General features: G+C 67.8%; 12 protein-coding genes, 1 tRNA gene and 1 pseudogene. 6 read left to right on the top strand and 8 right to left on the bottom strand.

What is annotated here, in order from left to right; translation table 11 throughout:
- The first annotated feature begins 15 nt into the window (after nucleotides 1-15).
- The 4 genes and pseudogenes from ABGA98_RS07005 to ABGA98_RS06990 all read left to right on the top strand — a co-directional run.
- Nucleotides 16-2,241 (top strand): heavy metal translocating P-type ATPase, encoded by a 2,226-nt coding sequence (locus ABGA98_RS07005; RefSeq protein WP_347617313.1) that lies wholly within the window; start codon nucleotides 16-18, stop codon nucleotides 2,239-2,241.
- A 171-nt stretch (nucleotides 2,242-2,412) separates the two neighbouring features.
- On the top strand, nucleotides 2,413-2,841 hold the full coding sequence (locus ABGA98_RS07000) for a hypothetical protein (protein WP_347617312.1): 429 nt from the start codon (nucleotides 2,413-2,415) through the stop codon (nucleotides 2,839-2,841).
- Nucleotides 2,842-2,899: 58 nt separating this feature from the next.
- Nucleotides 2,900-3,847: an aldo/keto reductase gene (locus tag ABGA98_RS06995; protein ID WP_347617311.1), complete on the top strand. Its 948-nt coding sequence runs from the start codon at nucleotides 2,900-2,902 to the stop codon at nucleotides 3,845-3,847.
- Between the two features lie 197 nt (nucleotides 3,848-4,044).
- A pseudogene (locus tag ABGA98_RS06990) lies at nucleotides 4,045-4,190 on the top strand (IS1380 family transposase); the annotation flags it as partial.
- Nucleotides 4,191-4,475: 285 nt separating this feature from the next.
- On the opposite strand, the gene ABGA98_RS06985 reads toward ABGA98_RS06990, so the two are convergent.
- From ABGA98_RS06985 to ABGA98_RS06965, 5 genes are all read right to left on the bottom strand, one after another.
- Entirely contained in the window at nucleotides 4,476-5,522 is a 1,047-nt protein-coding gene (locus tag ABGA98_RS06985) for a methyltransferase domain-containing protein (protein WP_347617310.1), read from the bottom strand.
- A gap of 592 nt (nucleotides 5,523-6,114) precedes the next feature.
- Nucleotides 6,115-6,276, bottom strand: coding sequence for a hypothetical protein (locus ABGA98_RS06980; RefSeq protein WP_347617309.1), 162 nt, complete (start codon nucleotides 6,274-6,276; stop codon nucleotides 6,115-6,117).
- Nucleotides 6,277-6,295: 19 nt separating this feature from the next.
- A complete protein-coding gene (locus ABGA98_RS06975) occupies nucleotides 6,296-6,859 on the bottom strand; it encodes an SDR family oxidoreductase (RefSeq protein WP_347617308.1) in 564 nt (187 codons plus the stop codon).
- A 124-nt stretch (nucleotides 6,860-6,983) separates the two neighbouring features.
- Nucleotides 6,984-7,057, bottom strand: a tRNA-Pro gene (locus ABGA98_RS06970).
- 65 nt (nucleotides 7,058-7,122) lie between these two features.
- Nucleotides 7,123-7,986: a metallophosphoesterase gene (locus ABGA98_RS06965; protein WP_347617722.1), complete on the bottom strand. Its 864-nt coding sequence runs from the start codon at nucleotides 7,984-7,986 to the stop codon at nucleotides 7,123-7,125.
- An 89-nt stretch (nucleotides 7,987-8,075) separates the two neighbouring features.
- Between ABGA98_RS06965 and ABGA98_RS06960 the strand changes: the two genes are divergently transcribed.
- Nucleotides 8,076-8,534: a GatB/YqeY domain-containing protein gene (locus ABGA98_RS06960; protein ID WP_347617307.1), complete on the top strand. Its 459-nt coding sequence runs from the start codon at nucleotides 8,076-8,078 to the stop codon at nucleotides 8,532-8,534.
- A gap of 208 nt (nucleotides 8,535-8,742) precedes the next feature.
- On the opposite strand, the gene ABGA98_RS06955 is transcribed toward ABGA98_RS06960, so the two are convergent.
- On the bottom strand, nucleotides 8,743-10,992 hold the full coding sequence (locus tag ABGA98_RS06955) for a transglycosylase domain-containing protein (RefSeq protein ID WP_347617306.1): 2,250 nt from the start codon (nucleotides 10,990-10,992) through the stop codon (nucleotides 8,743-8,745).
- Nucleotides 10,993-11,235: 243 nt separating this feature from the next.
- On the opposite strand from ABGA98_RS06955, the gene ABGA98_RS06950 reads away from it, so the two are divergent.
- Entirely contained in the window at nucleotides 11,236-11,532 is a 297-nt protein-coding gene (locus ABGA98_RS06950; protein ID WP_090771382.1) for a WhiB family transcriptional regulator, read from the top strand.
- 55 nt (nucleotides 11,533-11,587) lie between these two features.
- Here ABGA98_RS06950 and ABGA98_RS06945 read toward each other — a convergent pair whose 3' ends face one another.
- Together ABGA98_RS06945 and ABGA98_RS06940 are read right to left on the bottom strand one after the other, a co-directional pair.
- Nucleotides 11,588-12,715, bottom strand: a complete 1,128-nt coding sequence (locus tag ABGA98_RS06945; protein ID WP_347617305.1) for an ArsA family ATPase — start codon at nucleotides 12,713-12,715, stop codon at nucleotides 11,588-11,590.
- Nucleotides 12,712-13,713, bottom strand: a complete 1,002-nt coding sequence (locus tag ABGA98_RS06940; RefSeq protein WP_347617304.1) for an ArsA-related P-loop ATPase — start codon at nucleotides 13,711-13,713, stop codon at nucleotides 12,712-12,714. Before ABGA98_RS06940 ends, ABGA98_RS06945 begins: the two co-directional genes overlap by 4 nt.
- Nucleotides 13,714-13,792 lie beyond the last annotated feature (79 nt).

The raw sequence follows: 13,792 nt of genomic DNA, 5'->3' as shown, positions 1-13,792 counted from the left end.
GACAGGAGAACGGTGATGACCCAGGTCACCGATGACCGGCAGAACGCGGTCGAACTCTCGATCGGCGGCATGACCTGCGCCTCGTGCGCCAACCGCATCGAGCGCAAGCTGAACAAGATGGACGGCGTCACCGCGACGGTCAACTACGCGACGGAGAAGGCGAAGGTCACCTTCCCCGAGGACGTCGACCCGCAGCAGCTCATCGCGGAGGTGGAAAAGGCCGGATACACAGCCGAGTTGCCCGCCCCGCCCGAGACTGAGGCGGCCGAGCAGAAGCCGGAGGACGAACTCCAGCCGCTACGCCACCGCCTCATCACTTCCGTGGTGCTGTCGGTGCCGGTGGTGGCCATGGCGATGATCCCGCCCCTGCAGTTCACGAACTGGCAGTGGTTGTCACTGGTGCTGGCCGCTCCAGTGGTGGCGTATGCGGGCTGGCCCTTCCACAAGGCAGCCTGGACCAACCTGCGTCACGGCGCGGCCACCATGGACACGCTGATCTCGGTCGGCACGCTGGCCGCGCTGGGCTGGTCGTTGTGGGCGCTGTTCGTCGGCACCGCCGGCACGCCCGGCATGACGCACCCGTTCACGTTCACCATCGAGCGCACCGACGGCTCCGGCAACATCTACCTGGAGACGGCCGCTGCGGTGACGGCGTTCATCCTGGCCGGGCGCTACTTCGAGGCCCGCTCCAAGCGGCGCGCAGGCGCTGCGCTGCGGGCGTTGCTGGAGCTGGGCGCCAAGGACGTGGAGCTGGCCGACGGCCGGCGCGTCCCCGTCGAGCAGCTCACGGCGGGCGACCGGTTCGTGGTCCGGCCGGGCGAGAAGATCGCTACCGACGGCGTGGTCGAGGAAGGCTCCTCGGCCGTGGACGCCTCGATGCTCACCGGCGAATCCGTCCCGGTCGAGGTCGGCGTGGGCGACGCGGTCACCGGCGCCACCGTGAACGCGGGCGGCAGGCTCATCGTCCGGGCAACCCGGGTCGGCGCCGACACCCAACTGGCCCAGATGGCCAAGCTGGTCGAGGAGGCGCAGACAGGCAAGGCGCAGGTGCAGCGGCTGGCCGACCGCATCTCCGGCGTCTTCGTGCCGATCGTGATCGCACTCGCCCTCGGCACGCTGGGCTTCTGGCTCGGCACCGGCGACGGTGTCGGGGCGGCCTTCACAGCGGCGGTAGCGGTGCTGATCATCGCCTGCCCGTGCGCCCTCGGCCTGGCCACTCCGACTGCGTTGCTGGTCGGGACCGGCCGAGGCGCGCAGCTCGGCATCCTGATCAAGGGGCCGGAGGTGCTGGAGTCCACCCGCAAGATCAATACGGTGGTGCTGGACAAGACCGGCACGGTCACCGAGGGCAGGATGACCCTCACGGCCGTCCACGTGGCCGAGGGGACGGACGAGGAAGAGGTGCTGCGCCTGGCCGGTGCGCTGGAATACGCCTCCGAGCACCCGATCGCCCAGGCCATCGCCAAGGGTGCCGCTGCCCGCGTCGGCGAACTGCCCGCGCCGGAGGATTTCGCCAACGTCGAAGGGCTCGGCGTTCAGGGCATCGTCGACGGCCACGCGGTGCTGGTCGGCCGCCCCCGGCTGCTGGAGGAATGGTCCCAGCACCTTCCGGCCGACCTGGAACGGGACCTTCACGAGGCCCAGGCCGGTGGCCGCACCGCGGTCGCGGTCGGCTGGGACGGCCAGGCGCGGGCGGTGCTCGTGGTGGCCGACGTGGTCAAGCCGACCAGCAAGGAGGCCATCGCTCAGCTCCGGGCCCTCGGTCTCACACCGGTGCTGCTGACCGGCGACAACGAGGCCGTGGCCAAGACCGTCGCGGCCGAGGTGGGCATCGACGAGGTGATCGCCGAGGTGCTGCCCGCCGACAAGGTCGACGTGGTCAAGCGCCTGCAGTCCGAGGGCAAGGTCGTGGCCATGGTCGGTGACGGGGTCAACGACGCCGCCGCGCTGGCCCAGGCCGACCTGGGGCTGGCCATGGGCACCGGCACCGACGCCGCCATAGAGGCGAGCGACCTCACACTGGTACGGGGCGACCTGCGGGTGGCCGCCGACGCCATCCGGCTGTCCCGTAAGACGCTCAGCACGATCAAGGGCAATCTGTTCTGGGCCTTCGCCTACAACGTGGCCGCCCTGCCGCTCGCGGCGCTCGGCCTGCTCAACCCGATGATCGCAGGGGCGGCGATGGCGTTCTCCAGCGTGTTCGTGGTCAGCAACAGCCTGCGGCTGCGGCGCTTCAAGTGACAGAGCCGGGATGGCTCCACGTCGAACGGCGTGGAGCCATCCCGGTACAGCCGGCTCACGTGGCGGTGTGTTGCGGGATCGCTGGCTACGATGCGCTGAGATCACGTCACTGACCTCCATTACGCAATCCGGGCATGCCACAGCCGAATCTCACTCAGAAGACGCCGAAGCATGAATACGCCACCATCGTCGCCTGGAGTTGAGCGGGCTGATCCGCAGAAGGCCGCGGCGGCCGTCGATGAACTGGCTCGCCTGGGCGTGGCCGCCTTGGCAGGGGAGTATCACAGCGTCGTCGCGCGCGCCGCCGCCACCAGGGCCGACGCCCTCGGCCTGCCGTTCCTGTGCTCGTCAGCGGTTCTCGACGCGCTCACCGAACAGCCGACGGAACGGATCGCGCGCCTCGCCCCCGCGCAGTCCCATGGCTGGCGGATCTACGCGGACTTCCTCTTCGGCGCGGGCCACCGCCGGATCGCCGTAGCAGCCCAGCCGATCGAAATCCGCCAGCACCGGGCGATGTCGGTCATCGTCAAACTGCCGCCCGGACGCGTGCCGGCCGTCAGGTCGGCGCACGTACGCCCTGATCTTGTGATGCCGCAGTAGTTGACCTTGACTGCACTCCAGCTGCCAGACTCGTCGTAATCTGACGAAAGGCCGAAACATGGCACAGGTGAAGATCGCTCTCGGGACGATGTACTTCGGCAGCCGGGTGGAGGAGCGGACCGCGTTCGCCTTGTTGGACCGGTTCGTCGACGCGGGCGGCACACTGATCGACACGGCGAACTGCTACACGTTCTGGGCCGATCCGGACGGCGCCGGCGGGCACAGCGAGCGGGTCATCGGCGCATGGCTGGCCAGGAATCCCGGCATGCGCGAGCGGGTACGGCTGAGCACGAAGGCAGGCGCCCAGCCGGTCGGCGGCGGCGAGTGGCCGGCCAACCGGGAAGGGCTCTCGGCCGTAGCGCTCAAGGCGGCCCTCGAAGGAAGCCTCACCCGCCTGGGCACCGATCACGTCGAGATGTTCTGGACCCACATGGATGATCGGTCGGTGCCGCTGGAGGAGACGGTCCAGGCGCTGAGGCTGTTCGTCGAATCGGGGGCGGCGGGCCGCCTCGGCGCGTCCAACCACGCCCTCTGGCGGGTGGAGCGCGCCCGCCGCATCGCTGAGGCCAACGGATGGCCTGGATACTCGGCCCTGCAGCTACGCCATTCCTATGTCAGCCCGCGCCCCGGCGCGGTCGTGCCCGACCAGAGCCACCGCTTCGGGTGGGTGACGGACGAGGTCCTCGACTACGTCAGTTCGGAGCCCGAGGTCGCCCTCTGGGCCTACACCCCGCTCCTCAACGGCTCCTACACGCGAGACGACCGCCCCTTGGCCGAAGCGTACGACCATCCAGGTACGACCCGGCGGCTGGCCGTGTTGAGCGAGGTGGCCGACGAACTCGGCGTCACGCGCAACCAGGTCGTGCTCGCCTGGCTGATCGGCGGTTCCCCCGCCGTGATCCCGGTCGTCGGCGTCAGCAGCGCCGCGCAGGTGGACGAGGCCCTGGCCGGCGCCGCCCTCGTACTCCCCGCGGAACTGCGCGCCCGGCTGGACGCAAGCGCGTGAGCTCGTAGGCCGGCCTCGGCCTGCAGGCCGGCAGGGGCCGCACGGCCGGGCAGAACCCGGGGCCGAGTCCGCCGTGGCGACGCCCGAGGAGCAGACACCCTTCGCTTGCTCCAGGAACGGGCCCTTGGCAGGGGGGTGTGACCCATGTTCACTCGGTTGCGTCTTGACGTGGGGATCTGCCGCGGCTCCGGCGATAGCTCACCGACCTGGAACTACGTCACCGCCGCCGGGCCCGCGCCGAAGACCGCATCCGCTGCGCCAAGGACACCGGCCTGGCCAACCTGCTTTTGCACACCTCGCCCGCAACCAGATCTGGTGCGAACTCGTCGCCCTGGCTTGCGAACCCTGCCAGCCCCGCCCTGACCAGCAACAACCCGACCCCAGGACTCATTAGGACACCCACGGGACCGTGGAACCCCGCCCACCCGGCGCGACAGCCGGGCCGGCGAACTGGCCACCACCCGCAATCAACCTCTCAGCCGGACCTCTCAGCCGACCAATCCTTGGTCATGAAAGATCGAGGCTGACCGCGCACCCACGGAATGATCACTGGAGAGCCCGTTGCGGGGAAATCTCGCACGGCGGGTTCGGGAGGAGGCCGTCGGAAAAGGAGCCCACCATGGGCACGTCAACGGCCCTGTAGTTCAAGAGTCGCAAAAAAGACCGAGTTGTCGGTGGGAACAACATCCACGAGTTCCCATCCTGCTTCGGCGGCGAAGGTGGCCAATTCTTCCGGAGCGCAGCACAAGTACTCGAACCATGGGGTTGCCAGGTCGCGATAACGGATACGCAGAGTTCGTTGACCTGCGACACGTCCACGGCGCAGGTTATCCTCGTTATAGGCGAGATGGAGCGGGTCATTGGAAGCGGTGAGGTTTCTACCCTGCCCGACCACTCTGGCGCCGGGTGCCGCCATCGTGGCAAGCGCCGTGAGAAATCTTGGCGCGTTCTCCCGGCTCTCCAATAGCCCGAGATTGCCACCAAAGAGCAGGAACGTATCATATCGCGCACGGGTCGTGGCCGCGTGCTCGTAAACGGTCGTGCACATGGCGGACGCAAAACCCTGTGTCTTGCAGACCTCGACCGCACCTGGCGAAATGTCGATCGGCACCACGTCCAATCCTCGGTCGGTCAATGCCCGAGCGGCGCGCCCCGCCCCCGCACCGATGTCCAGCACACGGCCCGCGACCATGTCGAGTAGAGGACGGTCCCGCTCTGGCCATTGATCAACCGAAGCGAACCACGGCGCGATCGGCGCGGACAACACCAGGCCGTCATCGCGCTCCATCACCTCGTGGATCGTAGCGATCGTACCGTCCCTCAACCCTTTCTGACCGGCGCGGAGCACCTCGCCGATCGCATCGCCGACACGAGGGCCCTTCGCCCGTTCTTTATTCATCATATGAACCATCACAGACCGCGAAACGACACGCGGAATGTCGCCACGCCAGAAACGAATGTCCAACATCGGGGATGAAGAGAAGAAGGCCCGGGTCGACCGGTCATCCGGACGGATCGACCCGGGCCCGTTGATCAGCCCCAACCACTGGTGCGCTTCATGCCTTCCTCCTTTTTCGTCACGACGCCAAACATTGTCGATAAAAGGCTCTCGCGGCAAGTTGATTTGGCATAATGATGTGATTCTCGGCTCGGCGACACGAGTGATAATCGACATTACGCTCGGGCGTCGGCCGCCCGGACAACGCAAGCGAGCACCTCAACGCTCTCCGTCCGCCCATGAAGTCCTCCCGCGACCGAGCCTCCGGCTCGCGCGACTGTCTTCCTTACGACAACCCTCAATTGAGGGGAGTGCTCCCGGAAGCAGCACCGTCCCAGATCTCGCTTGACTTCTGCCACGGGAGCCCGAGAGCACGCGAAAGCGGTAAGTGTCAGAACAGTGCTCGCGGCTGCTGTCCTGTCGTGCAGGAGACGCACCTCGAGTGCGGTCGCATGTTTACACCTGTTGTTTGTTCCAGCCGGTGATACGCATGTCGCCCCCTCTCGCTTCGAGGTCGATCAGACCCAAAGATATGAGAATTGCCCGTCCGTTGTCATTAGCATGGGATCGACAGATTCTTCGCATGGCATGCATACCGAGAATTCAAAACTCGGCTCTCACGAAGCCGTATCCTCGCCTGGGCTCACGGGATCTGACTCCGAAGCAATCGGACAGCCGGCTCCTTCTTGCCCAGGCACATGCACCAACACCTTCAACGGTAAGCATTCACGTCCAGCGCATTTCGAGTTGCGGTGATCGCGCTGTGTGATCACCTGGAGGCGTGCGGGAGTACGACTGCTGCGCGTAGCGTCAGGCCGTGGAACTCCTGGACGTCGCGCCATTCGGGCGCGTTCCCCACCGTGCCGCGCCCGGACCTGGCCAGGGCGTCGCGGTGGGAGTCCTCGTCGATCCACTCCGCGTAGTTGAGCACCTTGCGGCCGGCAGGTGCTTTACATCGTCGTTCCGCCCGATACGTCCAGGCGGTGTCCGGTGATGTAGCGGCTGTCGTCGGAGGCCAAGAAGGCGACGGCGTCGGCGATATCCTGCGGCGTGCCCAGTCGCCCGAGGGGCGTCTGCGACACCAGCCACTCCAGGGCCTGGCCAACCAGACGGCCCTGGTGCATGTCGGTGTCGACGACGCCGGGGGCCACGAGGTTGACCGTGATGCCACGCGGCCCGAGCTGCTTGGCCAGAGCGGTGGTGAGGACGTCGAGCGCGGCCTTGGACATGGCGTAGCCGATGGCCTGGGGCATGGCCGCTCCTCTGGTCAGCATGGTGCCCACGGAGATGATCCGCCCACCGTCGCGCAGCCGGGGCAGAACCTGTTGGGTGATGAAAAACGGGGCGGTGGTGTTGACCGCGTACAGGTGCTCGAGCCCTTCGCGCGCTCGCCACGCAGCGTGCCGGTGCCGGCGACTACTCCGTGTACGCCTGCACCTTGCGGCCCCGAGACCGAGCGCCGTCAACAGTGGGCTCTGTGGCAATAGCTGTGATCTCTGTGCTTGGCTCCGCACCGCTCCCGGCACAGGAACCCGTGGTGGTGTCGCTGCCCTCCGACCGGAAGGGCAGCTAGTCACTCAGAGACAAGAGAGGCCGCTTCCGATCTTCGGAAGCGGCCTTCTACCTGCGGCAACTCTGTCGGGGTGGCGGGATTTGAACCCACGACCTCTTCGTCCCGAACGAAGCGCGCTGCCAAGCTGCGCTACACCCCGGTCGCACGCCGTCGTGCACGTGCTTGGAAAAGTCTAGCGGACTCCCAAGGTGGTTGTGACCGCCTTTATCGTCGGGGGACCAGTGTCAGGAGCGTCGCTTCCGGGAAGCAGGCGAACCGGGCCGGTGCGTACGGCGAGGTGCCGAGACCGGCGGACACGTGCAGCCAGGCCGAATCGTGGCGGCTCAGCCCTTTCACCCTGGCCCGGTCGATGCCGCAGTTGGTGACCAGGGCGCCGTAGAACGGGATGCAGAGCTGGCCCCCGTGGGTGTGGCCGGCCAGCAGGAGTTGGTAGCCGTCGTCGGCGAAGCGGGTCATGTTGCGCGGCTCGGGGGAGTGCATGACGCCCAGTCGCAGGTCGGCGTCCGCGGGAGCGGGGCCGGCCACGAGGTCGTAGCGGTCACGGGAGATGTGGGAGTCGTGGATGCCCGCCACAGCCACGTCGAGGTCGGCCACCTTGATGCGGGCCGTGGTGTTGTTCATGTCGAGCCAGCCCTCGGACGCCATGCCCGCGCCGAGCTCTTCCCACGGCAGGTTGGGGACGTGCTGGCGGCGTTCGTTCCTGGACGTGCGCCACAGGTAGCGGGCCGGGTTTTTCGGCTGGGGGGCGTAGAGGTCGTTGGAGCCGTAGACGAACAGGCCCGGGCGGGACAGCAGGGGCTCGAGGGCGTGCAGGAGGGCAGGGACGGCCTCGGGGTGCGCGATCGAGTCGCCGGTGTTGATGACCAGGTCGGGCTCCAGGGCACCGAGGGAGCGCACCCACTTGATGAGCATCGAGCGCCCAGGCGTCAGGTGCAGGTCGGACAGGTGGAGGATGCGCACGGGACGGTGGCCGCGCTCCAGCACGGGCACGTCGAAACGGCGCAGGCGGAACCAGTTGCGCTCCACCACGGAGGCGTAACCCAGTCCGGCCAGGCCGAGACCGAGCATGGACAGTGGCACTGCGACGGCTTTCCTCACCCATTCATGATGCCCGACATCCGGCGCGGGGCGTTCGCGCAGGCGGCAAGATGGTGCGCATGAGCGCATTGAAAGACAAGCTGAAGGCCGATCTGACGGCTTCGCTGAAGAGCCGGGACGAAGTACGCCTCCGGACGATTCGCATGGCCCTGGCGGCGGTGAACGTCGAGGAGGTCTCCGGCAAGGAGGCCAGGGAGCTGACCGATGACGAGATCATCAAGGTGCTGACCAAGGAGGCCAAGAAGCGGCGCGAGGCGGCGGAGGCGTTCGGCAACGCGGGGCGGGCCGAGCAGGCGCAGGCGGAGCTCGACGAGCAGGCGGTGCTGGAGGCATACCTGCCCGCTCAGTTGTCGGACGACGAGCTGGCGGCGCTGGTCGATGCCGCCATCGCCGAGACGGGCGCGTCGGGGCCGCAGGCGATGGGGCAGGTCATGAAGGCCGTCAACCCGAAGGTGGCCGGGCGGGCCGAAGGTGGCCGGGTCGCGGCCACGGTGCGCGCGAGGCTGGCGGGCAAGTAGTTTCGGGGGCGGAATCGCCGTACAGCGTCTTCAGCCGCCCTCTGCGGCAGCCTGGCACGGCTGTCATGGCCGGGGCCTCCTCTCGGACGGGCGGAGGCCTCAGCCCGGCGCTCTGTCGGCCTGAGACCCGCGCCCGCGCAAACCAGCCCGTGCGAGTAGGCACGCGCCCGCGCCAAGCAGCCCGCGCCCGCGTGAGGACCGCGTCTGTTCAGCCGCGGCCGCGCCAGCCCCCGGGCCGTCCGTCGCCGCCGCGCCCCTCCCAGGCGGGCCTGTCGCCGTCACCGGGCCAGTCGCGGTTGCCCGGGTCGAAGATGTCGAGCGGGCCCCTGTCGCCTCGCCGGTCGTCGCGCTTCTTCTTGGGCTTGGGCGCGCAGTTGTCGGTGCACCCGCCGAACCGCGACTTGTCGACCGCCGTGAAGTGCCGCGGCTCGACCCCCTTCAGAGCGGAGAGCATCGAGTCTTTCCAGATCCGTCCGGAGATGGAGGACCCGTACACGTACGGGTAGTAAGTGCCGCCGATCGTGATGCCGATCAGCTTGTGCGCCGAGGTGCCGCGCGGGTCGCCGAGGCTGACCGCGGAGGCCAGGTTAGGCGTGTAACCGGCGAACCACGCCGACATGTAGTTGTCGGTCGTGCCGGTCTTGCCGGCCGCGTCCCTGCCGATGCCGCCCACGCCGCTCATCGTGCCCTTGGTGAAGACGCCCTCCAGGATGCCGTTGACCGCGTCGGCGACCTCTTCGTCGATCACCTGGGAGCACTTCGGTTCGTACTGCTTCGTCGCGCCGTTACGGTCGGTGATCTCGGTGATGGCCAGCGGCTTGCAATACTTTCCGCGCGCCGCGAACACCGCGTACGAGTTGGCGATCGTGACGGGGTCGACCTCGTTGACCCCCAGCGTGAACGTCTCCACCTCGGAGAGCTTCTGGCCGTCGGCCCGCTTGACCCCGAGGCGCTTGGCCATCTTGACGACCTTGCAGAGGCCGACGTCCTGCGACAGCTTGACGAAGAAGGTGTTGACCGACCCCCACGTGCCGGTCTGCAGGGTCTTGAAGCCGCCGCCGCCCTCGCTGGAGTTGCGCACGGTGTGGCTCGGGTCGCCGACGTTCTTGCCGTCGCAGTTCTTGAAAGAGCTGTAGCTGCCGGCCTTGTAGCCGGAGGGCGAGGGGAAGCCGTCGCTGTACTTCATGCCCTCTTCCAGGGCGGCGGCCAGCGTGTAGACCTTGGCCGTCGAGCCCTGCTGGAAGCCGCGCCCGCCACCGTGCGCCGCGTCGGCCACGATGTTGTAGCTCATCTCGTTCTTCTTCTTGCTGCCGCCGAACTTGCGGGAGGCGGCCATGGCCTTGATCTCGCCGGTGCCGGGCACGATCATGGCCTGCGAGGCGACCGGCTTGTCCTTGGTGCTGACGTACTTCTTGATGGCCTTCTCGGCGGCGGCCTGCATCTTGGGGTCGATCGTGGTCTTGATCTTCATGCCGCCGCGCTGGAGCAGCTTGCGGCGCTCGTCCTGGTTCTTGCCGAAGTCTTCGTTGTTGAGGATCTCGTACTGGACGTAGAGGCAGAAGTACGGGAACTTGCTGGACTCGCAGCCGCCGGACATCTTGACGTCCTCGTAGCCCAGCTTCTTCTTCTTGGCCTCGGCGGCGTCCTTCGGCGTGATCTTGCCGATCTGGGCCATCCGGTCGAGCACGACGTTGCGCCGCTCCAGCAGCCGCTTGCGGGAGTCGGAGTCGACGTTGGGGTCGGTGCGCGCGGGGTTCTGCACGGCGCCGGCCAGCGTGGCGGCCTCGGCGAGGTCGAGCTCGGAGGCCGGCTTGTCGAAGAAGCGTTTGGCCGCGGCCTGGATGCCGTGGGCGCCGGCGCCGAAGTAGGCGATGTTCAGATATTTCTCGAGAATCTGGTCCTTGGTGTACTTCTTCTCGATCGCCATCGCGTAGCGCAGCTCGGTCAGCTTGCGGGAGAGGGTGGGCGCGATCGCCGCCTGGTATTCCTCCGGCGTCTCCGCCTTGTTGACCAGCACCTGCTTGACGTACTGCTGGGTGATGGACGAGCCGCCCTGTGTCACGCCGCCGCTGGTGAAATTCTTCATCAGCGCTCTGGCCGTTCCTTCCACATCGATCGGTCCGTGCTGGTAGAAACGGAAGTCCTCGATCGAGATGAGCGCCGTCCGCATGATCGGCGCGACCTTGTCGAGGGGCACGGACTGACGGTTTTCGAAGTAGAACCAGGCGATCTTCTTGCCGTTGGCATCGAGCAGCTCGGTCCGCTCGGGCAGAGGAGGCTCATCGAGGTTTTCGGGCTTGAGGTTGAGCCCTTCGACGGCGCTCTTCGTGGACATCCCGGCTCCGCCGACCGCCGGCAGCGCCACGGCGGCCGCGAGCACCCCGGCCGCCGATCCGGCGATGATCAGTCGCAGGATGTTGAGAACGGGGTTGGAGCGATCTTTGCCGCGAGCTTGCACGCTACCTAGCGTACGTCGAAACGGTGACCGAACCGGTAGTGCGACACCATTTCGCCTTGACTGACGGGGGTGACTAGTCATTCCCGGTCAAGATCACGCTCGAGAAATTGGTCCTCTGGGGTCTGTCGGCCCGAACGTCTCGTTGCGTACGTTCTCCCTGCGGCAACTGAATACGGAGGCTCGGCGCCCGCGCCCGTCGGCCCCAAATGACGACTGACCACCTAAGGGGAGTGGGGTCGAAAAATGTGGATCACGGATTGGACCTCCCGTGCCGCCTGTAAGGGTGCGGATCCGGATGCCCTGTTCGTGCAGGGCGCCGCGCAGAACAGGGCGAAGCTCATCTGCCGGGGTTGCCCGGTCCGCACGGAGTGCCTCGCCGATGCGCTGGACAACCGCATCGAGTTCGGGGTGTGGGGCGGCATGACAGAACGAGAACGGCGTGCACTGCTTCGTCGGCGTCCTGACGTCGACTCGTGGCGAGACTTGCTCGAGTCGGCCAAGGAAGAGTACGAACGAACCAACGAGCTGATCGCGGGCTGATCAGGCCCACGAGCGAGTACGGCCGGCGCCGTCCGCCGGCCGTACTTTCTCTTTGTCAGGCGGTCGCCAGCAGGTCACCGATCTGTCGCAGACCTGTGAGATCGTGGACGTCCTCGGACATGGCGCGGACCCGCACCACGGGCACCGTGGGGTGGGCCGAGGCGAAGTGCTCCTGCTCGCGGCTCTCGCGGGCGGTGAGCTGCATCCGACCGGCGTGCAGCCGCAGCACGGCGGCGGTCAGCTCATGCTCGCTCCTCGACTCCAGGTCTTCCGCGGCCGCGGCGCTGCGGGCGGCTGAGAGCGCCGGGGCGGGCGACACGTGCACGCGGTTGACCACGAGACCGGCCAGGGGCATGCGCTCCTCGGCCAGGCGCTCGACGAAATAGGACGCCTCGCGCATCGCGTCGCGCTCGGGCGCGGCCACCACGAGGAAGGCCGTGCCGGGGGCCTGCAGCAGCTGGTACGTCATCTCGGCCCGCTGCCTGAACCCGCCGAACACGGCGTCGAGCGCGGACACGAACGTCTGCAGATCCTTGATCACCTGGGCGCCGAGCAGTTTCGTCATCGCGCCCGCCATCAACCCGAACCCGGCGTTGAGCAGCCGGAACGCGCTGCGCCCCCCGGCCTTGGCCGGAGCCGTCAGCAGCCTGATGAACCGGCCGTCGAGGAAGCGCCCGAGGCGCTCGGGAGCGTCGAGGAAGTCGAGCGCGTTCCGCGAGGGCGGGGTGTCCACGATGATCAGGTCCCACTCGTCGGAGCGGCGTAGCTGGCCCAGCTTCTCCATGGCCATGTATTCCTGTGTGCCGGAGAAGCTGGACGACAGGGACTGGTAGAAGGGGTTCGACAAGATCTGCCGGGCCCGCTCGGGATCGGCGTGCGCCTCGATGATCTCGTCGAACGTGCGCTTCATGTCGAGCATCATGGCGAACAGCTGGCCGCCGCCCTCGGGGGAGCTGACGAGGCGCGGCGTGTTGTCCAGCTCGGTCAGCCCCATCGACTGGGCGAGGCGCCTGGCGGGGTCGACGGTCAGCACGACCACGCACCTGCCGCGCTCCGCGGCGCGCAGCCCGAGCGCCGCCGCGGTCGTGGTCTTGCCCACGCCGCCGGCGCCGCAGCAGACGATGATCCGGGTGCCCTGGTCGTCGAGGATCGCGTCGATGTCGAGGGTGGCGGGCTTCTTCACGCTGCTCCCTGGGTGCGCATGCTCTCCGCGAGTTCGTACAGGCCGGCCAGGTCGACGCCGTCGGCCAGCAGCGGCAGTTCGTAGCTCTTCAGGCCCGCCTCGGCCAGCGACTCGCGCTCGGCCTTCTCCAGCTCGGTGCGGTGGGCGTGCTCGACGAGCTCCTCGGCGAGCGCCTCGGCCATCGCCGTGGCCTCGGCGCCGTCGGCCACGCCCGCGGCCTTGAGCCCCAGCACGAGCTCACCGGCGTCGAAACGGCCCTTGACGGCCGTGTCAAGGGTGGCCTGGGGCAGCAGCGACTCGCGGACCATGTTCACGAAGATGCCGCCGGCGGGCAGGCCCGCGGCGTGGAGCTCGGCGATGCCGTCGAGCGTCTCCTGGACCGGCATCTCCTCCAGCAGCGTGACGAAGTGCACGGCGGTCTCGGGGGATTTCACCACGTTGTTGACCAGCTCGGAGTGGTTCTTGATGGGCCCGACCTTGGCCAGGCCCGCCACTTCCTGGGTGACGTTGAGGAACCGCGCGATGCGGCCGGTCGGTGGAGCGTCCAGGACGACGGCGTCGTAGATCCGGCGGCCGTTCCTGCCCCGCCGGCGTACGGCCTCGGTCGTCTTGCCGGTGACGAGGACGTCGCGGAAACCCGGCGCCACGGTGGTGGCGAAGTCGACGATGCCCATCTTGGTCAGCGCCCGGCCCGCGCTGCGCATCCCGTAGAACATCTCCATGTACTCGAGCATGGCCGCTTCCGGGTCGATGGACAGCGCGAAGACGTCGCCGCCCGAGGGGGCCACCGCGATCTTGCGCTCTTCGTACGGCAGCGGCGGCAGGTCGAAGATCTGCGCGATGCCCTGCCGGCCCTCCACCTCCACGAGCAGCACCTTTCGGCCGCCGGAGGCGAGAGCGAGAGCGAGAGCGGCGGCCACGGTCGTCTTGCCGGTGCCGCCCTTGCCGGTGACCACGTGCAGTCGCACGCCGGCCCAGTCCGTGTCCGGAGAGTCCACGATTCGAGGCTACCGAACGGTCACTTGTCGAAAGCCGACGACCACCCTTTGAGATTGCTCACACTGGGGCCGCGTCGGT

The sequence above is a fragment of the Nonomuraea sp. B1E8 genome (genome assembly GCF_039871515.1).
Classification (GTDB): Bacteria; Actinomycetota; Actinomycetes; order Streptosporangiales; family Streptosporangiaceae; genus Nonomuraea.
The sequence above is the reverse complement of the archived record's forward strand: the minus strand, read 5'-3'. Positions and strand labels throughout refer to the sequence as shown.